Source organism: Macrococcus sp. 19Msa1099, assembly GCA_019357535.2.
Lineage (GTDB): Bacteria > Bacillota > Bacilli > Staphylococcales > Staphylococcaceae > Macrococcoides > Macrococcoides psychrotolerans.
On sequence record CP079955.1, the window covers coordinates 1,014,949 to 1,037,184 of the forward strand.

A 22,236-nucleotide genomic window follows, 5' to 3' on the forward strand; every position below is an offset into this window, starting at 1 on the left:
ATAAATATATTATGTAAACTAAAAGTATATAAGTAAAATAATATGTTACATAAGGAAGGGTGCGTATGTCAGATCGTAATTTTTTTCAGTTTTTTGGGGGCAGAAAGTTATTGTTCACATTAACTGTATTAATATTAACTGGAATATTAGTATTGATAGTTAATCAAATTTCTTTTATCTTTAAACCATTTATCGTTATCTTCAATACAGTAATAGGTCCTGTCATCTTGGCTTTCATTTTATATTATCTTTTGAATCCGCTTGTCAATTTGATGGAACGTTATCGTATTAATAGATTATGGGGTATCATTATATTGATTGGGACCATTATCAGTCTTTTTGCTTTACTCATCACCTGGCTAATTCCTGTTATAGAAGTTCAGATCACTGGGTTGGTTCAGAATGCTCCAGATTATTTAAATCATCTATTAAAAGACTTTAATAGATTATCGAACAATTCCAAGTTTGCTCCATTCCTGCAGAACATTCAGGAATGGGTAAATACAAATCTTAGTGATCTTCCAAAGAAGGTAGGAGAGTACCTTGGTGATTTTTCAACTCGTCTGCGATCGGTTGTCGATACAGTTGCAAGCGTAGCTATTGTCATCATGACTTTCCCATTCGTACTCTTCTTTTTGCTGAAAGATGGCGAACAGTTCAAAAATTATGTATTAAAGTTAACACCACCAAAATTTAGAAAAGATCTTCATGATATTTTAGATAAGATGAATGTTCAGGTCGGTTCGTATATACAGGGTCAGATGTTTGTTGCTTTCTGTATCGGAGTGCTATTGTTTATTGGTTATATGATTATCGGGCTTGAGTATGCTTTAATTCTTGCTTGTATCGCTGCAGTAACGAGTGTGGTTCCATATTTAGGACCAATGATTGCTATCAGTCCTGCTATTGTGATTGCGCTAGTTGATTCACCTGTCATGTTGTTGAAGCTTGCAGTTGTATGGATGGCCGTGCAGTTTTTAGAAGGTCACTTTATTTCTCCTAATATTATGGGAAAGACAATGCAGATTCATCCTTTAACAATTATTTTTGTTCTGCTTTGTGCAGGGAATCTATTGGGTTTAATAGGCGTTATATTAGGTATTCCTTTATATGCTATATTAAAGGTTTTGACTCAGTATATATTCGATAAATTTAAGAAACGTTATAATATGTATTTATCAGAAGATGGGGAAGTATATTGATTTTGAGATAAGTCATCATTCCAGACGGATGATGACTTATTTTTCATTTATTTCCAATAATATTTGGTTTTTTTCTTGTTTTTCTGTAGAATATGTATGAATTCAAATTAATTATTGTGAGTAGGGGTTTTATGAAAATATTATTTAATAATTATCGGAATGTAATTAAGTTTTTATTTATGGCATTACTGTTTATTTTTGTGATATATCGTCTAAAGGGTGAGTTATCGACGATTGACTTCAAATCGACGATGACGGCATTTAAACATTTAGACTCTATACAGCTGGCGATCCTTATTTTTTCTGGTCTTATTTCAGTCAGTATTTTATCTTTATATGATTTTGTATTAGCCAAGAGGATGCATCTGGAAATCAAGCATATGAAACTCTTTAATGTTAGTTTTATTGCAAATGCATTAAATGCAGTTATTGGATTTGGAGGAATGATAGGGGCAGGGCTCCGCTTACTTATTTATAGGAATTATACTGAGGATGATAAAACGCTTATCAAGGTCATTTCAATGATGTTGTTATCGATGATTTCAGGGATGAGTATTCTGAGTTTAGGTATCGTTTTTAATATATTTCCGAATACCCATGCTTTTGATCAGTACACTTGGTATAAAATTGGTATTTTTATCATTGCGCTCTATTTGCCGGTATTTCTTCTGTACACACTTATTAAGCCTGTTAACAATGATAAATTTCTGGGAATAATATTTACGCTTGTGTCAAGTGTTGAATGGCTGGCAGCGAGCGGTGTATTCTATCTGATATTTAAGTTTATACATATCGATGTCCAGTATTCGTTAATTATAGGTATCTTTGTTATCGCTGCTTTAGCTGGACTACTCTCCATGGTTCCAGGTGGTTTTGGTGCTTTTGATCTGATGATCCTTATTGGATTTAAAAGTATTGGTATCACCGAAGAAAATGTATTGCTTGCACTCCTCATATATCGCGTTGTCTATTATTTCGTTCCTTTCCTTGTCGCAATGGTTTTATCCACCTTTGAGTTTAAGGGATTTGCAAAGAAACAATTTGAAGAACGCTTTGAAGATAATAAGTATTTTGCACCTGCGATTGAAACAAGTTCATTATTTTTAAATCTGTTAAAAGATGTGTTAATACATCTACCAGCTATAGCCCTTGGTATCCTTTCTTTTATTACTGGGTTTGTATTTCTGATGACAAACAGTATATTGATAAACGATGCTATCTTTGATGTCCAGCACAATACATACACCTTCTTATCTTCTTTCTTCACGCTTGCTTGCTTACTGCTGATGATAAATGCGAAAGGTGTGATGCATGATACGAGACGTGCACATATCATCAGTATTGTTGCTGCTGCTGTAATATTAATCATTCTTTTCTTAACATTTGGAAATTGGCTTGTATACATTTGGATTGCAGCACTTATTTTACTTCTATTTATTGGGAATATGAACATTAAGATGATTAAACGTCCAATCACACTGTTTAGAGCAGGCTTAACGATACTGTTTTCTGTCATTATCCTTTCGCTCAATAGCTGGCTTATCAGAATACAGCTAAGTGAACTATTGGCACAGGATAGTATCGATTTTGACGGCAATTTAATGAGAAATTACTTTCTATTCTTTATTATTGCAACAATATTACTAATCAGTTTAACTTCGTATTTCTTCAATAAGAAATATATTGCTAATATCGCAATGGATGTTTCTGAAGAACAGCGTGCACAAATTATTGATATGTATGGAGGTAACTTTGTCAGTCACCTTCATTATTCTACCGATAAATCGTATTTCATTAATCAAGCTGAAGATGCTTTTATCATGTTTCAGACACATTATGATACAATTTTCGTGCTTGGAGATCCTATAGGAAATAAGCAATCATTCAGAGATTTATTATACGATTTCTACAACCAAGCTAACTATTATGGATATGAAATCATCTTTTATCAGGTGAAACCTGATTATCTTCCTTTATATCATGATTTCGGAAATATCTTCTTCAAGTTAGGTGAAGAAGCAGTGATACCTCTTAACGATTTTACTATCAGTGGTAAGAAGAAACGTGCATTTCGTGCAACGGTGAATAAGTTTGAATCACAAGGCTATTTTTATGAGGTTGTGCATCCACCATTCAGTTCGGATTTTATAAACCAGTTACAAACTGTATCTGATGAATGGTTAAATGGAAGATCAGAAATGAACTTTTCAGTTGGAAGCTTTAATGCGTATTATCTCAATAAGGCACCTGTTGGCGTCATAAGAAATGAAGAAGAAATCATAGGATTTGTATCATTTATGCCGACAAATTATAATCACTCTATTTCAGTTGATATGATCCGCTGGAAAGAGAATGAGTTTCAGATGATGGACGGTCTATATTTAAATACGATGTTATACGTCAAAGAACATTACGATTACTTTAATATGGGAATGGCACCACTATCGAACGTTGGCAGCCATAGATATGCATTTTATAGAGAGCGCTTTGCAGGAAGGATATTTGAGACAATTTCTCATATCTATAGTTTTAAAGGATTACGTAACTATAAAGAGAAATTTAATCCGAACTGGGAGCCACGCTATCTCGTCTATAAGAAGGGGAATAGTCTGATGACGTCTATGATAAGAGTGAGTTATCTCATTAATAAAAAGACAAGAAATTAATTTTTCTTGTCTTTTATTTTTTGTCTTGTTTCTTGTTCTCTTTTATAACGTTCAGGATCCTTCTTATAGAAGTCCTGATGATAGTCCTCTGCCTTATAGAATGTCTTTGATTCTCTTATTTCTGTGACAATCTGTTTATCGAAATTAGGTTGAATGTTGCTAATATAGTTTTCAGTAATCTCTCTTTGGTTATTATCTGAGTAAAAGATTGCCGTGCGATACTGACTTCCTCTATCTTGATATTGCCCATCATTGTCAGTCGGATCAATAATCTTAAAGAATATTTCAAGTATTTGTAACGTCGTGAATACTTGATCATCATATTGTATTTCTACGACTTCAAGATGACCAGACGTACCGGTTTTTACTTGTTCATAGGTTGGATTTTCAATATGCCCCCCCATATAACCACTAGTGACTGATGATACGCCATCATATGTATCAAAAGGTTTAACCATGCACCAGAAACAGCCACCTGCTAAGTATATTTTCTTTTTCATATATTTCTACCTCCTTTTTGTTATTTTACTTTATTATTTGGAAAAGAAACCGATATATGCTTGCAATAATGTAAATTCTTTTATAAGTTTATTATATTGTAATATAGAAAGCAGGGTATATATGAGCGAAGGGATAACGCCAAGAAGAAAAAGAAAGAAAATCAGATTAAAAAAACTACCATTTGTAATTTTGGGATTAGTTTTATTACTTATACTGGTAGTAGTTTTTATCAAATCAAGTTATAATAGTGGCCTAGATTTAGCAGCAAAACATGGACAAAAGCATGTCAACTATGACTTTAATGGAGTATCGAATAAAGACGGTAAATCAAATGTTTTAATTTTAGGTCAAGATCGCATGATTGATGGCTCAGCAAGAACGGACTCCATTATGATTGCACAGTATGACTTCCTTAATAAGAAGGTAAAAATCATTTCAGTCATGCGCGATATATATGCTGAAATCCCCGGATATAGAAACTATAAAATTAATACAGCCTACACGTTAGGTGGGCCGGATTTACTGCGTAAGACGATAGAGAAAAATTTAGGTATTCCAATAGAACATTATGCGATTATAGATTTCAAAGGGTTCGAAGCCATGGTAGATGAAATCTCACCGTCTGGAGTACCGGTAAATGTGGAAAAGGATATGTCTGAGAATATCGATGTATCTTTAAAGAAAGGTCAGCACAATCTAAATGGTAAAGAATTACTAGGTTATGCTCGTTTTAGACATGATGAAGAAGGGGACTTTGGACGCGTAAGACGTCAGCAGCAAGTGATTTCTGCGTTAAAACAAGAGATGGTCAGTCTTCCTGTACTCTTTAAAACACCGAAATTGGCGGGTATTGCAAGAGGTTATGTCAATACAGACCTTAAAGATGGCGAGATATTTCGAATGGGTACAAGCTTTGTTATTCGTGGTGATAAGAAGCAGAGCACATTGACTGTGCCAGTAAAAGGAAGCTTTCAGCAGGCAAGCTATCCTGAAGCAGGGGCTGTACTTGAAATAGATAAAGAAGTGAATAAAAAGGCGATACAGAAGTTCTTAAATGAGTAAAAACAGGAGAAGCGATTGCTTCTCCTGTTTTTATTGTTGATCTGATAATAGTTGACCCGCTACTGCATAACGCTCTTTTTTAAGTTCTTCAATAAATACATGAACTTTCTCTTTCGGCGCTCCAGAGTTACGACTTACAACTTCCGTTACTTCTTCAACGATTTTCTTTAACTGTTCTTCAGAACGACCTTCAACTAATTCTACTGTTACGAATGGCATAAACATTCTCCTTTACATCTTAAATTTATTGTTCAAAGTTATAATATACTATTCATAGATATTACGGTTAACAGAGGATCCATTACCACTTACCCAGTCGTCCATGCCGTCGTCTTCCATAATCTCGACGTTAACATCTGTAACATGAGGCTGTTTTAATAATGCGCTCGCTACCGATTTTTTGATTTCTGTTAATTCTCTTAAATTAAATTCATGGTTTGAAACTTCGATCAATGCTTCAACGTGCTTATCTTCGCCTTCTTTCATTACAACAAGACGTTTGATATCTGAAACATCAGGATGTTCTAATATCACTTTAGAAGCATTAACTTCCATCTCTTCATCTGCACGTCCGATTGCACCAGCTGCATTTTCCATGAAGACTTTAAACACAACATAGAACATTGCTAAACCGATGATGACTGAAACGATACCTTCAACCTGACTCCATCCTGTAAAACGAGCAATAATAATAGCGATTAATGCAATGAATCCTCCGCCAGTTGCCACTGTATCTTCCATGAATACCAGTTTCGTTGCAGGTTTGGCACTTCCAATATTAGCATAACTAGTAGTTAAAGGATGAAGGCCAGTGGCAGGTTTGTGAACTTCCTCAAGTACTTCTTGTCCTGCTTTATATAATACTGATCCTTCTAATACAACCCCAATTAATAATACACCAATAGCAATTAAAAATTGATTTAACGATTGCTCTTGATGCGTCGGATTCATAATATGATGTATCCCTTCTAACACTGTTTCATAAGCTAAAATTGCAACGATGATCACGGCGAATAAACAAACGATGTTAACCAGGCGGCCATATCCAAATGGAAACCTTTCATTCGGTGCTTTCTTAGAAACAGCTGAGCCGACCCAGACAAAAAGTTGGTTTGCAGCATCACCATAAGAGTGCATCATCTCTGCGAACATTGCAACGTTACCGGTAAATATATAGGCAACTAGCTTTAAAGTACCTAAAATAAAGTTGACGATTGCTGCAATTAAAGAAGATTTACTCCCTTTTTTGAGTAATGTAAATAATCCTGTCATAGAATTCTCCTAACATATTTAATTTTATATTTACTTTACCTATTATAGGTGAAAATAAACATAATAAAAAGGATACTTGATTGATTTAATGCTATTACTTTATTTTAAATTTTCAATTAACTATGCGACAATAGAAGTAACTTATTTCAGGAGGGTTATTATGTTTAAAGAATTATTAACATCTATCGGTATCGGAGATTCTAAAATCAACACAAAGCTGGAGAAAACATCATTCAGGTTAGACGAAGATATTAACGGGGTAGTGGATGTACACGAATTAGATGGGCTGGAGATCGATCACATAGAACTATCATTAATTGAACGTAAGAAAAATAAGGATGAAATGAGCCAATTTGAATACTTAGATGAGAAATTAGCATCATTTACCATCGAAAACAGAGGATCAGAAACAATTCCATTCACATTTCCGGCAATTCATAACGTAGAAGATGTAAATCATACGTTCGTGATCATTACACATGTATTTGTCAGTAGCTCAGTTGATTATTATGATGAAGATGAAATTTACTTTGAAAGTGTCCGTTAAATTTAGTAAATAAAAATTGATATAATTTCTTAAATTTTCAATATTTCTTAATAGAAAACCGTCAAAAGGGAACACGTTATTACGATATAAAGATTCTAGTTTTTCTTTTAGGTGATTTACCTCTGTTATTAAGCTTGCCGGATATTGATATTTTATTATGTTAATTTCAAATTCGTCTTCATCGTGTATGATGAATAAGCTTTCTGAGTGGCAGAGACTTAAGAAGAATGTATGATTCATTCTCCTCTATAAGTTCTGATTTCCATGAATAGTGTATAGAATGGTCGTATTTATATGTATTAACATTGTATTCTTTCATTTAAACCTCCGTTGTAAATTTATTGATTTAATTATATGATATATTAATCAGAAAATTCTTTAAATAAAATTATATTATTAGAGGAGTAATTTATGGACATCACATTTACAAAAGATAATATGCGTTTCAAATATAGAGCTTCAGCGCTAATTATAGAAAATAATCATATTTTATTACAAAAATTCAATGATTACTGGACACCACCTGGCGGCAAAGTTCAAATGCTAGAAGATTCTAAAATAGCCTTGAAAAGAGAGATATTAGAAGAACTATCAACTGACATAGAGATAGAACAAATTGCTATTTTCATTGAACAAACATATCATTCACAAGAAAAGTCATTCCATGAGCTCGGCGTTTATTATTTTTGTCATTCCAAATCATTATGGGATAGAGGAATATCTATAATCGGAAATGAAAATGGAGAAGATATGGAGTATCGATGGTTCCCGGTAAATGAAATCGATAAGATCAATATTCAACCAGTAATATTAAAGGAAAAGCTGTTAAGCGAGAATAAGGATTTTGAACATATTATTAATCATGAAAAGGACTAAGGAGGAATTTAGATATATTTATTTGGACAATTCTATCTCTAATGTTATAATGTACACGATATTGTACGTTACGGGAGGGTCATTTATGAATACTTATACACCTACTAGTGCTAGAAAAGATTTTTTCAACATTATAAAATCTGTTAATGAAGATAGTAAGGAAATTTACATTGCACCAACTAAAATTGGAGAAAAAGGAGCTGTTTTAGTTGGTGAAGATGATTGGAATGCCATTCAGGAGACGTTATTCTTATTAGAAAAAGGTATTGCTTATCAAATCGAACAACGTAAAGATGAAGAAGAAATTGATTTTGACAGTACATGGGATAATATTTAATGTACAAAGTGGTTATGAAATCTAGTGTCAAGAAAGATCTGAAAAAGATAAAAAACACACACTTAGAAACGAACTTTCTAAAAATCATTAAACAGCTTAAAGAAAATCCATATAATAATAACCATTCTTTCGAAAAACTAATTCCCCCAATAAAGGGGTTTTATTCGAGAAGGTTAAATGTACAACATCGTGTTGTTTATACAGTAAATGACGAAGATAAAATTGTAACAATCTATTCAGCATATGGGCGTTATGAGTGATCATTCTACAACTTTACTGAGCATTATCTTATCCATCGCCCTAATACCATTTTCCATAATGACTTCTTTATATTCATTGATAAAGAAGTCTTTTTCTATTTCTTGAATTCTAAATCCACACTTTTGATATAACGCGAGTTGATTCAGACTTGAGTTCGCTGTGGCGATGATTAACTTATCGTATCCTGAATGCTTCGCTATTTTCTCCGCTTCTTCTAACATCACCTTACCATAACCTTTCCCATGATAAGCTTCACTTACTGCAATGTTCATTATTTCAATGGTTGATTCACTAACTTCTTTTAATACGACAACACCAATAGGTTTACTTTGTTCTAATATATACATTGAACTTTCACTAATATATCGATTAATCATTTCAATCGAAGGGTCAGCTAATAGCAATAACTCTAAAATTTCATCGTTGATTTCATAAACTTGTTTTAACATCGAATCACCTTTTTGTAAGAATTTTCTGTATAATATCATTATATATTTTTTTCTTATGATAAACACAGAAAGGTGCATATTAATGAAACCAATCTATACTTTTGAGCAATCAGCTGATTTAAATAAGTATCATGCTGATATAACATATTTCCATACACAAATTAATGATTTCCAAAAATACCTTGAAGATTATTTTCAGTTAAAGGATATACCACATGGTGTATTCTGGACATCACGTTTTGTGATGGAAGAGGTGCTCGAAAAACCTGTACCTGCTTTTACGAGAGATGAAACCATCTACATGTGTGCTGATCATGATTACTGGGAACAATATTTAACAGCGTTGCTTCCAGAAGTTTTAAAAGATAAATACACGTCATATTATACCGAACACACTAAAGATGAGATGCTTGCAATATTAGGACATGAACTCACGCATCATATTAATCTATTTCTTGCTGAATTTGATGAAGATAAACCAAGGTGTGAAGATATGTGGTTTGAAGAAGGAATGGCGACTTATCTTCCTAGAAAGTTCTTTTTTGATGAAAGATTATTCTGTGACGTATATCATCTAGAAAAGACGCTCTATGAATATTATTTAAATGAATTTGGTGACCTACCTTTAGAACACTTTACATATGATATTTACTCGCACCCAAAGGAATATATTATGTTCCATTACTGGATGAGTTTTGTTAAAGTCACTCAGTTTGTAAGTCTTGTAGATGGAGATGTATCACGTTTATTTAAACTTTATCATGATTGGGATAAAGAAGGGAGAAAGGTATCTTTAGCGCATTATTTTAAAACACATATTTAGGAGGGTGCCATGCATATTGATGATTTAAATGATCACTTGCCAGGCTTTCATTTTTTGAAGTTAGAAAGCTTTAACAAGGGTTGGTCGGATGATCAAAAATATATTGTTACAACTCGAGATGATAAGTATCTATTACGTCTTTCTTCTATTGATAGAATAGAGGATATTCAATTGCAAATTAATTTAGTTGAACAGTGTATGGACCTTGGACTTCCAGTGCAACAATTAGTATCACACGGCGACTATCATAATCATTATTGTTTACTATACCAATGGATTGAAGGTCATGAAGCTAAAGAAATATTACCGACATTAACTTCAGAAGAACAATATGAGCTTGGTCTTGAAGCCGGGAGAATATTGAAAGTCATTCATGCTATACCTGGCGCAAATCAGTTTGGATGGCGTGACTTTTTTCTAAAGAAAATCGAACGTAAGAAATCAATGTATCTAAACTGTGAATATAAATATGATAACGATCAGTGTTTATTTAATGTAATAGAAAAGTATGAAAATCGTATCATCGATAAACCTGTTGTCTACCACCACGGCGATTATCATGTTGGGAATATGGTCATTGATGAAAAAGGTAAACTGTGGATTATTGATTTTGACAGATGTAGTATCGGTGTACCATTTGAAGAATTCAATCGTATCAGCTGGTGTGTAAATACGAGTGAGGTATTTAGTAGAGGGCGCGTTGATGGATATTTTGATGGTAAAGTACATAAGACATTTTGGGAAGTATTATCTGTTTATATTGCTACGAATATCTTATCTTCATTACCATGGGCAGTCCAATTCGGTGTCAAAGAAATATAAGTCATGAAACAAGAATTTGAAGTACAACGTAAGTATTATGAAGATTTTAATATTGTAATTCCTAAATGGTATAAATAATATTGCGAATTACATCATTGGAGGGATACACTTGAGTGAAGTATGGGAACTTCTAGATATGAATAGACAAAAAACTGGTATCCTCCATGAAAGAGGCATTACAGTACCTGATGGATTGTACCATTTAGTAGTAGAAATCTGGGTACAGAAACCAAATGGTGATTTGCTACTTACACAACGTCATCCTGATAAACCACTTGGTTTGAAGTGGGAATGTAGTCGAGGATCTGCTGTTGCAGGAGAAGATGGTGTACTTGCTGCACATCGTGAGTTACTTGAAGAAGCAGGTATATTTGCGCCTTTAGATGATATTCAATTCAAAGGTTATACCATGCATTCACATTATATTACTGAGACTTATCTATACGAATCACCAACCAATGACATTACATTTAATCTTCAGGCTGAAGAAGTTGTTGATGCTAAGTGGGTAGCACCGAATGAAATTGAACAAAATTTAGATGAAGTAATACCAGATTTATGGGATAGATATTGTAAGTATATTAAAGTGGGGTAGTTAACATGCGTAATTTGAAGTTTGAGTTTGACCTTTTCTTTATATCAGAAGCTTTCTTAAATGAACATCAATATAATTTATTAAACACCTTAGTTGTTCCGAAAGAAGAGTTTAAGAAAAACAGTAGTTTATCGAATGTTGTTAACCATTCAACGTATCAAACATGGCATCTGACATATGAATTTGTTATTGTAGCCGAACCAGGATGGTATGAAAGCATAGAAAATACATTTAAAGATGCATTGAAACAAGAAATGATCGATAATGGTACGCAGCTGATCCATGTTGATAGATTAATAACTTCAGCATATTGGGATACGCTCTCTCAAAAAGAACAAATAAGATTTATCCAACAGTTCGATGATGAACCTAGCAAAACAGATATAACGCAGTTCAGTAGAATATCTCATCTTACTGCATTGCATAATAAATTCCCGGAAAACCATGGCGCAAATTGTTTGTCGGCCACAATTTATGCATTAACTAAAAATCCATTTATATTAGAACAGTGGGTGCATCAGGAAACCTTTATGCTCTTCCTTAACCGTCTTGGATACAAAGAAGTGGAATCTTCATTTAGCAGTGGAGATATTATCTGTTTCTATTATGACGATTTACTTACACATGCATGTTATGCGATTGATGACGAATATGTCTTTAACAAGCAAGGACAGACATTCTGGGAACCATGGATGATAGAACGATTTGAGACGATTCAAAGTAAAAGAGATGAAGTTAATTATAAAATTTATAAAAAAAATTAAGGTAGGATAGTCTAATGAATGGCTATTCTACCTTTTATAATGAAAACGACATTGTAAAATACAAATGGAATCATCTTCTATCTTATATACGAGCCTATGTTCATGAGTGATCCTTCTGCTATAGCAACCTGTATAGTTTCCTAATAATTTTTCTGGCTTACCTATACCTACATTTGCACCATCAATCATAATACTCTTTATTAGTTTATTTATTTTCTTTGATACAGTTTTATCTTTAGTTTGCCAGTACGTATAATCTTCAAAACCACTTGAATAAAATAGTATCTTTTTCTTAGGCATCTAAATCAATCTCAACTTGAAGTAAGTTATTTTTATCAATTGATTCATCAATCGCTTTTTGTAATCTTTCGGCATTCGCAGGTGTACTTTGTAAGTAAAGTGTTTCAATCATACTATTATAGTCATGCTCAGATAATATCACTGCATTATGCGTATTTGTTGTGATTGTGTAAGGTTCACAGTCTTCATTAACAATATCTATTATTTTTCTAAAATTTGATCTTGCATTAGAATAAGTTGTGACTTTCATTTTATCGCCTCCTTGTACAATATTATTGTACCACTCAAGAGGTATTATGCATATAATTATTACTTTTTACTCCTGAATATACTGATTTTAAAAACCCATCACTCAAACATTTGAGCGATGGGTTTATGCTTTAGAATATATTTTTATATCGATATGTGAGTAAACAAATCAATAAGTAAGCAAGCGATGCTATAACAAATGCGAATGTTAAGGTAGCGTGTTCTGCTAGTAACGACATCACAAATGTTGATAAGCAAAATCCTAAACTATATATACTCTGATTCAGTGTATAAGTATCAAGCAGTGTTTCATGATTTAAATGCTTTTGTATTTCTGTGTGTAGTGATATAGATAATAGTTGCTCTATAATGCCATAAAGCCATGATAGCAGAACTGCTAATATTAACCACCTGTTAATCCCGAAGACAAACGTAATGAGTGAAAGCAGCATATATCCACTGTAATAGAAGTGCACCATTTTAAATCTTTCAATCAAATGAATCATCTTTGATCCGACAAGTAAACCTACGAAAAATGCCGCGTTGATAATACCAAACCAGTAAGATGGGGCATTTAAATATTCTTTTACAAAGGCAATCATTATTGCAGCAATCCAGACAGCATGGCCAAATGACGCGATAAAAGTATTCCAATTTAAATATTGACTGTAGCTGGTACGATTGCTTTTTATAACCGCTTTGAAATTTTTGGAACCTATACGCTCACTCTCTACAGTATTAATATTAAAATTTATCTTCATCATAAATATCACAGATATGATAGACAAGATGATACAAAACATAATCAATCCATCACTATGCAGGAATGCTAACAATATACTACCTAATGCCCAAGCTGAAATTTGTATCATATTATTCATAGTGCTAATTTTTCCGTTTGCTCTAAGTATATTATCCTTTAACTCAAAGTAGGGGATTAACGTGTTGCTTAATGGATTTGTAAAACCATCTAAGAACGCAATCATAAATGCTAACCCTAATATATAAATATAGTGCAATTCAACATACATTGTACCGATCAATATGATCAGCAAGGCACATTTCATCGTTTGATTAAACACTAAAATATATTGCTTTTGAAATCTTGAATATACAATTGGTGCGATAAACCCACTTACAAAATAAGCAGATGTGATGAAAATAGGAACTAATGCACTTAACTGAATAGAGTGCGTTAATTCATATAGATAAGCAATCAGTGCAATAATATAAATATTATCGCTCGTATTGGCGAATAACTGACTAAAGTATAAGTATTTAAAGTTATTTGTAAATCCTTTCATGATTTCCTCCCAATTTAAGAAGATCATAGACTTACAAATACAACTTATTTAATTGTTAGTTTTGACTTGTAAGTCTACGTCTAATTGATGAATTAGAAAGAAATCATTACATATGAAATCACCTTTTATTGTTTTTAATGCATTAATCTTATCATTATCAGAAAATTTGTACAATATTAAAGTGGAGAATTTATTGATTATATGAAACAAATCATCTTTTAAATCTGGTCTTTCAATAATAACTGCATTTAAACCATTATTCGTTCTTGTTTCATGCATTTCACCAGCTTCAAAGAATACCTCTGTATTCTTACTGAATGAATTGTGATTATCAATTTCTCCAAAGGATATATTTTCATAGTTTTCTCCTTTTATTTCATTTTAATTTTTCGAAAATCCTTTATAATAAATGTAATACATTAATTTGAGGGTGTTACATATTCTTTAATATATTATGTAATTTTATTATTTTTTTCGCATGGACAAATGAATTTTTTATTTATTTTGAGGTGATATTTTGGAAGCTTTATTAGTTATTGATTTTCATACACACTTTTTAGAAAAGGGTGATTTTTCAGTAGTTAAGAAGAATGCTATTCATCTAGTAGAAGTATTTAAAGAAAACAAATTACCTGTCATTGCAGTGGAACATATTAATCACGAAACAAATAAGCCATTTCCTTTAGAGCCAGTTATTCATAAAAATGCCGATAAGATTTATTCTGAAAATAAACCCAGTGCTTTTAAAGATACGGATTTGCAACAATATTTAATTTCACTTGGTGTTACTGAACTGATCATTATCGGTTTTAATATGGAATATTGTATTTTATTTAATGCGATTATTGCTAATGAACTTGGCTTTAAAGTTACAGTAATCGAAGATGCTTGTGCTACAGTTAATAATTCAGAAACATATGAAATGCCTGGGTTAGATATTAATGACTTTGTATCTACAGTTTTGCATTGGTCTGATGAAGTAGAAGTTCTGATGATAGACGAGTATGTGTGATTTGGGTTATTTATTTTTTTAAGTTGAGGTCATTTTTAGCTGAGGATAAATTTTAGGTTTGATGTTTCTAATTTTCATATAAATAAACAATATACCTATCGATTCATGATACTATATTAGTGAACTACACTCTTAATAGGATGTGATTATTTCATGGATATTAATAATCTAAAGCTTACTCAACTCTATTTGAATCAACGTAAAGTGGATGAGGTAAGTGAATGGCTGGATGATGTTTCTGTCAAAAATACAATAATCTCAGTAATTCAGTACGACAATCAATTTTATATCGTTGATGGTCATACACGATGTTTCGTTGCTTTTCAAAAAGGGGTTATTGATATCCCGGTTGAAATTTATGATGTTGATAATACATCAGTAGAGATGCAATTATATCTTGATTGTATAAAGTGGTGTGAACAAGAAAATATTTATCATATTAATGATTTATCCCATCGCATTCTAGTAGAAGCAGAGTTTGAAAAACTATGGATTGAGAGATGTCAAAGTCATATGGAAGATATACAGGATACGCTTGATACTGATTTTGCTTATCGTGAGCATTTGAACCACAAAGTAACCTATACTCACGAAGAAGTCATGAAATATTTCAATCTGTAATCTTATCGTGTATATGTTTAATGATTTATTCTTTGTTATGATTGTATTTACTCCGTCTAATATGGAATTGTATCCCATAATAGACGGACTTTTTATTTGACCAAAAAACAGAACATACGTTCTATTTTTATTGAAAACGAACGTATGTTCTGTTATGATTAAATTAACATAAAGATTATAAAGAGGGTGCTTAATATGTATGATTACAGTTTATGCGAGAGAAGAGATGTACTCTGTATTGACCAGAAGAGTTTCTTTGCCAGTGTTTCCTGCATCATGAAAGGGCTTGATCCCATGACGACAAAGCTTGCTGTTGTAGCAGATACAAAACGCCAGGGTTCTGTCGTTCTTGCTGCTACATCGCCACTTAAAGCTATTGGTATTAGAACAGGATCACGTCTATTCGAAATCCCACATCATCCGGATATTTATATTATCAATCCCTCAATGAAGGAATATCTAAAGGTCGCAAGTCAAATTTCAGAAATTGCTCTGAAATATGTCGCACCAGAAGATTATCATCAATATAGTATTGATGAATTTTTTATGGATGTGACAAACAGCTACCAACTGTTTGCAGATTCGAGTTATGATTTGGCATTAAAGATAAAGGATGAAATCTATGAGAAAACTCAAATTCGCTGTGCTGTAGGTATAGGTCCAAATGTGTTGTTAAGTAAGATTGCGCTAGACATGGAAGCTAAGAAAGCAGATCGTGGTGTTGTACAGTGGCGTTATGAAGATGTACCTGAGAAGATGTGGTCGATAGAACCATTAAGTACTTTCTGGGGGATTAATCGACGTACAGAGAAGAAGCTGAATCAGAAGGGGATTTTCACCATTGGACAACTTGCAAATTATCCTCTTCACTATTTAAAGCGTGATTTCGGTGTGATTGGTGTTGATCTTCATCTGCATGCAAATGGTATTGATTCCAGCATTATAAGAGAGAAACACCAGATCTACAAACCTTCTGTGAATAAGAGTCAGATTCTAATGCGTGATTATCATTTTCACGAGCTCCGTGCAGTCGTGATTGAACATATCGAAGAGGTTACATTTCGATTACGTGCGGATAATCGTGTCGCCAGAACAATCAGCTTTACAATCGGTTATAGTGATGAAGGAAGCGTCAGTAAGAGCTATACGTTATCAGAAGGTACAAATCTTACTTCAGATGTATTTAGAATCGTATGGGGGTTTATGCAGCAGATGTGTGATTCGAATAGAAAGTATCGTACTGTAAATATCGCTCTGACAAACTTGATGAAGGAAGAAGATAGGCAGCTTTCACTATTTGTAGATGAGTTTGAACGTGCGAAAGAAGAACGTCTAGAAAGAACAATTGATGAACTGCGTACCCGCTTCGGGAAGAATAGCGTACTTCGTGCAATCTCCTACACTGAACAAGGCACCGCGCGTAAACGTAATGGATTGATCGCTGGTCATAAGGCGTAGTCAGATATCATAGATTTAAACAAGCACTCTATTATGGTAGTGAAGCGTATATGCGTGATATAGATTTATCAAATGAATCTGAATAAGAAGATATCACAATAATGAAACCCCATCGAGCGTAAATATGCTTGATGGGGTTTCGTGGGTTATTAAGTATATCAACGATTAAGAAAAATGATATTTAATCACCAATGTAATCTCTGCCGGCTTTTCTGATGTATTCCGATATGTATGATCTAAGCCTCCTGAAAAACGGATTGAATCATCTTTTTCAAGTGAATATGAAGCCCCATCCACGATTATCGTAAATAGCCCTTCATTAACGATGATATATTCTTCAGAATGCGCAGCCTGATCACTTGAAATAATTTCAGAATGCGGCTGTAATGTCATCTTCAATATTTCAATCTGTTCTTCACTATCATAATACGGTGTTATCTGAATAAGACCGTCTTCAGAATAGATTGTTTGAATATCATTCTTTTTGATCACATGCACCGTATTTTCAGATTCATGTAAAAGTTTAGATAATGGGACTTTTAAGCCGTTGGATATTTTCCAGAGGGTAGAAATTGTCGGATTCGATTGTCCTTTTTCTATTTGATTAAGCATCGCACGACTTACACCAGAAATTGAAGCAAGCTTTTCGAGACTTAATTGCTGTTCTTTTCTTATATGCATCAGGTTTTGTGACACGACTAAATTAATTTTTTCCATATTAAACCTCTTTCTTGACTATATTAGACGAAAAGTATAATATAACAGATGTTGTTTTTATAGCAGATATTTTGTTCATTATAACAGATTAATAGAAAGAGGGATTGTTTTGTACACAAAAAGGTTTAGAGGGTTGAAGCTTTTATTACTGGTTGCTGTGTTATTGTTATCAGCAAACTTACGCGCACCACTCACATCGGTTGGCGTATTATTACCTGCAATCAATGATGACTTACAGCTGTCAGCATTTGCTACAAGTATTATCGCGATACTGCCATTGCTGGCATTCTCATTTGCTTCATTATTTGCTGCACCTGTTAGTACCAAGATAGGATTAAATCGAACGATCGTCTATGCTTTGATTGTCATTACAGTTGGTATTATACTCCGATCATTAGGCAGTAGCACGTTATTATTTACAGGAATCCTGTTAATCGGTATAGGGATTGCATTCGGTAATGTACTAGCTCCAGTATTTATAAAAGCATCATTCCCTTTACAGGTTGGTTTAGTGACAGCGTTATATACAGTTAGTATGAATATATTTGGTGCATTATCATCAGCAGTATCCGCACCAATTGCAAAGGCTACAAACTATAATATTTCATTAGCAATGATTGGTATTGTTACAATCATCACACTAATCTTCTGGATAATCGTATTACAGAAAGATAAAGAAGTAGAAGCACCACAGCCTGTAGCCGTGACATCGAGTATTTGGCGATCACCACTGGCATGGCAGATAACACTATTCATGGGTGGACAGTCGGTCATTTTCTATAGCTTGATCAATTTTCTTCCGATAATACTAAAGGAACAACATATACCCGTAGAAGTAACAGGAGGTTATTTAACAGTATTACAAATAGCAATTATTATCTTTACATTTATTATTCCAATGATTGCAGCTAACATGGCACACCAGGTTTATTTAGGGTGTATAAATGGGTTGTTATTTATTGCGGGAATAGCTGGGATGATTTATGGCGATGTTAAATATATGCTTGTTTATATCCTCTTCATAGGAGTAGCACTTGGAATATCATTTGGACTTGTAAATTTATTCTTCTCCCTGAAAACAGAATATACACATACAGCGAAACAGTTATCAGGAATGGCACAGGCAATCGGCTATTTATTTGCAGCACTTAGCGTACTTATCTTCGGCGTAATTCATGATTATACACATAACTGGAATCATTCATTATATTTCCTATTGGCAGATGCTTTATTGATGCTCATAGTTGGAATGCTTGCAGGACGTAAACATACGATAGAAGGACATACAATTAAATAGAAAATCTTAAAAAGTAATCACCATTCATAAAACAAAAAAACTTTCAGGTCTCCTGAAAGTTTTTTTATCGTTTAATCACAAGTTCTGAAAAGTTATAGAATCCAGCAGTAGTCACTTTGGCGTTATGAATGCTGATTGGTACTTTAACATCTTGAGTAATGTTGAAGATAGGGTAGAGTGTATGTGATTCAAATAACGACTGATTAATCGCATGATTCAGTACGTGCCACTCGCGGGCATCTGTTGTGATATATCTATTATAATAATCCCTTAAAAGAGGATATTGTTGTGATAAATGGTGATGCATCGTTTTATTTTGATAGAGCATCGTAAAGTATTCAAAGGATTCCGCTTCACTAAAGAACATACCGTGGATATAGATATCCCCCTCAATTGTTATTTCACTTTTAAAGGAAGTCATAATATCGATAGGTTTTAATACCGTTTCTATATTGTATTGCTTTAAATACCTTTTATACTGGAGCATCTTTTTTTCGATATAGCTCGGATAGACCATTGTTATAGAGAAATGATCTTCTAATTTATTTAGTGATTTAAGCGAAAGTGGCTGATCTTTCAGAATATAAGGGGTTCCTTTACTTGTGTGTATATCTGTAACTTGATGAACGGACTGCTGAAATAAGTAATGCACAGTTGCTTTCTGTATATCTGATAGCTTATTTTGTGCGAGTGACAGGACATAATAAAAACCATCCGTTACTTCGATATGCTGGAACGTATCACTATCACTTAACGTAAAGTTACTTTCTTTAAGCTTCGGTATATAGATCAATTCCACTTTATCAATATATGATTGATAGCCATAATACTGATCAAATGATTTTAAAGTCGTCTGAAATTCATTATTCATTGCGATATAAAATGGTCCAGTACCGATAATTTGCTGCTTATCCTGCTTATAGATTGCAAGATTTAACTTACATAATACGTCTTTGAAATATGAAAAATCGTGATAATATACTTTAACTGTAAGTTTATTAATCACTTCAATTGACACAATTGGATTTAATAGCACTTTCGTCTCCTGATACGCTATCGCATGACTCAGACATCGTTTAATATCTTCAGCAGTTACTTGAGTACCATCATGAAAGTAAACATTCTTCCGTAAATATATCACTGCATAATCATCATAGAAATCGATATGCTGTGCTATCTTATAATGATATTGATTCGAATGTCTATCATATGCGATTAACGTGTCATAAATATTACTTAATATATTTGAGCTATTGATATCAACCACTTCTAAAGGATGAGAATAGAGTGGGGCGTAGCGCTTCTTAACGACTAATTTATCTGCATCAGCTGTAGATACCCCAAGTAATTGATTCGCTTTCGTAATCAGCATCTGTTTATGATGAATAGACCAGTCCCACGTTAAATATTGAATAGCATCTGACAATTGATGTCGCGTTAGCATTGCATTCACCTTATTGAAATATAATGTATCGATATCCACGAACCATTGAACCGTTGATTTATTCCCGCGACCACGTGCACTCTTAAAAGTTAGATAACCACTATCCTGCCATCTTTTTAAACTTCTGGATAAATGCTTCTGACTCACCTTTAACTGTTCACTGACAGACGATTGATGAAATGCTGTAATCTTTAAATTATAGAATGACAGTAATAATCGCTCCATAGCTCCTCCTAAAAGTGGACTAAAATAAAATATTGTCCATTTTTTAATCATTAAGTCTACTTTATCATATGTAGAAAGTTAGGGGGAATGAAAATGAAAGTTCGTGATTTACCGATTAATATCCAACTCAGATTGTGGGGTTCATTTGTCAATCGCTGTACTTATAGTGCGACACTACCATTTATTCACTTTATTTAACTGATCAGCTGAATGCAAGAATCGTTGGATTGTTTTTAGCATCAATCGTCTTTGTCCAGTTTATCAGTAATATTTGGGGAGGTTACTTAGTCGACCAATTTCCGAGAAAGAAGATGCTGATATTTGGTTCATTCACAGAAGCATTATCGCTAATATTTATGTGGCTAACCGTTGTCAACTCATGGATTTATCTATTTATGACGACATTTATACTCTTTACCATATTTAGTGCATTTCGCAGACCTTCTATGAGTGCACTTGTACAGGATTCAGCAACAGATGAAAATAAGAAATTATTATATCGTATGGATTACTGGCTAATAAATTTATCACTGGCAATCGGAGCACTCCTGGGTGGGCTATTCTATAGCGAACATAAAAGCTGGCTATTCTTTGCTTCAGCGATGATGGCACTTATATTAAGTTTTTTATATATGAAATATATTGAAGAAACAAACAGCTTTATCCGTAAAAAAGAACATAATAATGTCTTTGTAGACCTGTTCATTGCCTATCAGACTGTCGTTAAAGATAAACGATTCGTATTGATGGTAATCGGTACGATGTTCATTGCAACTGTGGAGCTCATGACAAGTACTTACGTTGCTGTAAGGCTTCATAAGAACTTTGAAACGATTTACTTATTCAACTTTGAAATTACCGGTGTTCGAATGTTTACAATCATTAACCTCGTTAATACAATTACCGTTGTTTCATTCTCTTTACTAATTGGTAAATGGTTAGATAAATTTAAAGTAAGTAGAATCCTAGGATTTGGGCTATTGATGTACGCAATAGGATATGCTGTGCTCACTTCAGCAAATATGTGGTGGCTGATTATCATAGCCATACTTATTGCTACATTTGGTGAAATGATTTTTGCGCCGATTAAAAGTGCTGAAATGCTGACACTAATACCAAAAGAAAAACGAGGTACCTATAATACATTCAGTTCATTCACGTTTAGTGGCGCACAGCTATTATCTAATGGGTCTTTAATCCTCGGAACATATTTAAATCCATATGCGATGAGTGTAGTTGTGTTTGTGATTGTTACAATAGGGGCAATGCTCATGATGAATAGCTTGTTTAAAATGAAAAAAATTAATATTACATAGATATAAAAACTTTCAGTAGACTGATAATTCCTTAGAAAATTTAATAAACTTTCAGTTAACTGAAAGTTTTTGTATTTTTCTTATCAACCATTGTACTCCCTCTCATTATCAGATAA

Annotated in this window: 26 protein-coding genes; 16 read left to right on the forward strand and 10 right to left on the reverse strand. The window is 33.2% G+C overall.

Annotated elements, in window-relative coordinates; translation table 11 throughout:
* Window positions 1-65: 65 nt before the first annotated feature.
* A complete protein-coding gene (locus KYI10_05115; GenBank protein QYA33813.1) occupies window positions 66-1,202 on the forward strand; it encodes an AI-2E family transporter in 1,137 nt (378 codons plus the stop codon).
* Between the two features lie 131 nt (window positions 1,203-1,333).
* Window positions 1,334-3,868 carry a bifunctional lysylphosphatidylglycerol flippase/synthetase MprF gene (gene mprF / locus KYI10_05120; protein ID QYA33814.1) on the forward strand — a complete coding sequence of 845 codons (2,535 nt, stop codon included), beginning with the start codon at window positions 1,334-1,336 and terminating at the stop codon, window positions 3,866-3,868.
* Here mprF and msrA read toward each other — a convergent pair.
* On the reverse strand, window positions 3,865-4,368 hold the full coding sequence (msrA, locus tag KYI10_05125) for a peptide-methionine (S)-S-oxide reductase MsrA (GenBank protein QYA33815.1): 504 nt from the start codon (window positions 4,366-4,368) through the stop codon (window positions 3,865-3,867). The genes mprF and msrA overlap by 4 nt on opposite strands.
* A gap of 121 nt (window positions 4,369-4,489) precedes the next feature.
* On the opposite strand from msrA, the gene KYI10_05130 reads away from it, so the two are divergent.
* Complete coding sequence (locus KYI10_05130; GenBank protein ID QYA33816.1) at window positions 4,490-5,431, forward strand: LCP family protein; 942 nt, start codon at window positions 4,490-4,492, stop codon at window positions 5,429-5,431.
* 30 nt (window positions 5,432-5,461) lie between these two features.
* Here KYI10_05130 and KYI10_05135 read toward each other — a convergent pair whose 3' ends face one another.
* The gene (locus KYI10_05135; protein ID QYA33817.1) at window positions 5,462-5,650 is read right to left on the reverse strand and encodes a 2-hydroxymuconate tautomerase; all 189 of its coding nucleotides are present in this window, start codon (window positions 5,648-5,650) and stop codon (window positions 5,462-5,464) included.
* Window positions 5,651-5,698: 48 nt separating this feature from the next.
* Complete coding sequence (locus tag KYI10_05140) at window positions 5,699-6,703, reverse strand: cation diffusion facilitator family transporter (protein ID QYA33818.1); 1,005 nt, start codon at window positions 6,701-6,703, stop codon at window positions 5,699-5,701.
* A gap of 160 nt (window positions 6,704-6,863) precedes the next feature.
* Between KYI10_05140 and KYI10_05145 the strand changes: the two genes are divergently transcribed.
* Complete coding sequence (locus KYI10_05145) at window positions 6,864-7,250, forward strand: sporulation protein (GenBank protein QYA33819.1); 387 nt, start codon at window positions 6,864-6,866, stop codon at window positions 7,248-7,250.
* A gap of 178 nt (window positions 7,251-7,428) precedes the next feature.
* On the opposite strand, the gene KYI10_05150 is transcribed toward KYI10_05145, so the two are convergent.
* Window positions 7,429-7,569, reverse strand: a complete 141-nt coding sequence (locus KYI10_05150) for a hypothetical protein (protein ID QYA33820.1) — start codon at window positions 7,567-7,569, stop codon at window positions 7,429-7,431.
* 92 nt (window positions 7,570-7,661) lie between these two features.
* Between KYI10_05150 and KYI10_05155 the strand changes: the two genes are divergently transcribed.
* From KYI10_05155 to KYI10_05165, 3 genes are all read left to right on the forward strand, one after another.
* Window positions 7,662-8,126: an NUDIX domain-containing protein gene (locus KYI10_05155; protein ID QYA33821.1), complete on the forward strand. Its 465-nt coding sequence runs from the start codon at window positions 7,662-7,664 to the stop codon at window positions 8,124-8,126.
* An 85-nt stretch (window positions 8,127-8,211) separates the two neighbouring features.
* A complete protein-coding gene (locus KYI10_05160) occupies window positions 8,212-8,463 on the forward strand; it encodes a type II toxin-antitoxin system Phd/YefM family antitoxin (GenBank protein ID QYA33822.1) in 252 nt (83 codons plus the stop codon).
* The gene (locus tag KYI10_05165; protein ID QYA33823.1) at window positions 8,463-8,723 is read left to right on the forward strand and encodes a Txe/YoeB family addiction module toxin; all 261 of its coding nucleotides are present in this window, start codon (window positions 8,463-8,465) and stop codon (window positions 8,721-8,723) included. Before KYI10_05160 ends, KYI10_05165 begins: the two co-directional genes overlap by 1 nt.
* On the opposite strand, the gene KYI10_05170 is transcribed toward KYI10_05165, so the two are convergent.
* A complete protein-coding gene (locus tag KYI10_05170; GenBank protein QYA33824.2) occupies window positions 8,724-9,212 on the reverse strand; it encodes a GNAT family N-acetyltransferase in 489 nt (162 codons plus the stop codon).
* Between the two features lie 43 nt (window positions 9,213-9,255).
* On the opposite strand from KYI10_05170, the gene KYI10_05175 reads away from it, so the two are divergent.
* From KYI10_05175 to KYI10_05190, 4 genes are all read left to right on the forward strand, one after another.
* Entirely contained in the window at window positions 9,256-9,996 is a 741-nt protein-coding gene (locus KYI10_05175; GenBank protein QYA33825.1) for a hypothetical protein, read from the forward strand.
* 9 nt (window positions 9,997-10,005) lie between these two features.
* A complete protein-coding gene (locus KYI10_05180) occupies window positions 10,006-10,818 on the forward strand; it encodes a phosphotransferase (protein ID QYA33826.1) in 813 nt (270 codons plus the stop codon).
* 109 nt (window positions 10,819-10,927) lie between these two features.
* The gene (locus KYI10_05185; protein ID QYA33827.1) at window positions 10,928-11,413 is read left to right on the forward strand and encodes an NUDIX domain-containing protein; all 486 of its coding nucleotides are present in this window, start codon (window positions 10,928-10,930) and stop codon (window positions 11,411-11,413) included.
* A gap of 5 nt (window positions 11,414-11,418) precedes the next feature.
* A complete protein-coding gene (locus tag KYI10_05190) occupies window positions 11,419-12,177 on the forward strand; it encodes a hypothetical protein (GenBank protein ID QYA33828.1) in 759 nt (252 codons plus the stop codon).
* 27 nt (window positions 12,178-12,204) lie between these two features.
* Here the strand turns inward: KYI10_05190 and KYI10_05195 are convergent, their stop codons facing one another.
* The 3 genes from KYI10_05195 to KYI10_05205 form a co-directional block, all read right to left on the reverse strand.
* Entirely contained in the window at window positions 12,205-12,477 is a 273-nt protein-coding gene (locus KYI10_05195) for a Txe/YoeB family addiction module toxin (protein ID QYA33829.1), read from the reverse strand.
* Complete coding sequence (locus tag KYI10_05200) at window positions 12,470-12,727, reverse strand: type II toxin-antitoxin system Phd/YefM family antitoxin (GenBank protein ID QYA33830.1); 258 nt, start codon at window positions 12,725-12,727, stop codon at window positions 12,470-12,472. Before KYI10_05200 ends, KYI10_05195 begins: the two co-directional genes overlap by 8 nt.
* Before the next feature lie 130 nt (window positions 12,728-12,857).
* Entirely contained in the window at window positions 12,858-14,030 is a 1,173-nt protein-coding gene (locus tag KYI10_05205) for an MFS transporter (GenBank protein ID QYA33831.1), read from the reverse strand.
* Window positions 14,031-14,547: 517 nt separating this feature from the next.
* Between KYI10_05205 and KYI10_05215 the strand changes: the two genes are divergently transcribed.
* The 3 genes from KYI10_05215 (at window position 14,548) to KYI10_05225 (ending at window position 17,121) form a co-directional block, all read left to right on the forward strand.
* A complete protein-coding gene (locus KYI10_05215; protein QYA33833.1) occupies window positions 14,548-15,042 on the forward strand; it encodes an isochorismatase family cysteine hydrolase in 495 nt (164 codons plus the stop codon).
* 189 nt (window positions 15,043-15,231) lie between these two features.
* Window positions 15,232-15,663, forward strand: a complete 432-nt coding sequence (locus KYI10_05220) for a hypothetical protein (protein QYA33834.1) — start codon at window positions 15,232-15,234, stop codon at window positions 15,661-15,663.
* 195 nt (window positions 15,664-15,858) lie between these two features.
* A complete protein-coding gene (locus KYI10_05225; protein ID QYA33835.1) occupies window positions 15,859-17,121 on the forward strand; it encodes a Y-family DNA polymerase in 1,263 nt (420 codons plus the stop codon).
* A 165-nt stretch (window positions 17,122-17,286) separates the two neighbouring features.
* Here KYI10_05225 and KYI10_05230 read toward each other — a convergent pair whose 3' ends face one another.
* On the reverse strand, window positions 17,287-17,838 hold the full coding sequence (locus tag KYI10_05230) for a helix-turn-helix domain-containing protein (protein QYA33836.1): 552 nt from the start codon (window positions 17,836-17,838) through the stop codon (window positions 17,287-17,289).
* A 109-nt stretch (window positions 17,839-17,947) separates the two neighbouring features.
* On the opposite strand from KYI10_05230, the gene KYI10_05235 reads away from it, so the two are divergent.
* A complete protein-coding gene (locus tag KYI10_05235) occupies window positions 17,948-19,135 on the forward strand; it encodes an MFS transporter (GenBank protein QYA33837.1) in 1,188 nt (395 codons plus the stop codon).
* A 64-nt stretch (window positions 19,136-19,199) separates the two neighbouring features.
* Here KYI10_05235 and KYI10_05240 read toward each other — a convergent pair whose 3' ends face one another.
* Window positions 19,200-20,804 (reverse strand): ABC transporter substrate-binding protein, encoded by a 1,605-nt coding sequence (locus KYI10_05240; GenBank protein ID QYA33838.1) that lies wholly within the window; start codon window positions 20,802-20,804, stop codon window positions 19,200-19,202.
* A 227-nt stretch (window positions 20,805-21,031) separates the two neighbouring features.
* Here KYI10_05240 and KYI10_05245 point away from each other — a divergent pair, with 227 nt between their 5' ends.
* Window positions 21,032-22,120: an MFS transporter gene (locus KYI10_05245; GenBank protein QYA33839.1), complete on the forward strand. Its 1,089-nt coding sequence runs from the start codon at window positions 21,032-21,034 to the stop codon at window positions 22,118-22,120.
* Window positions 22,121-22,236 lie beyond the last annotated feature (116 nt).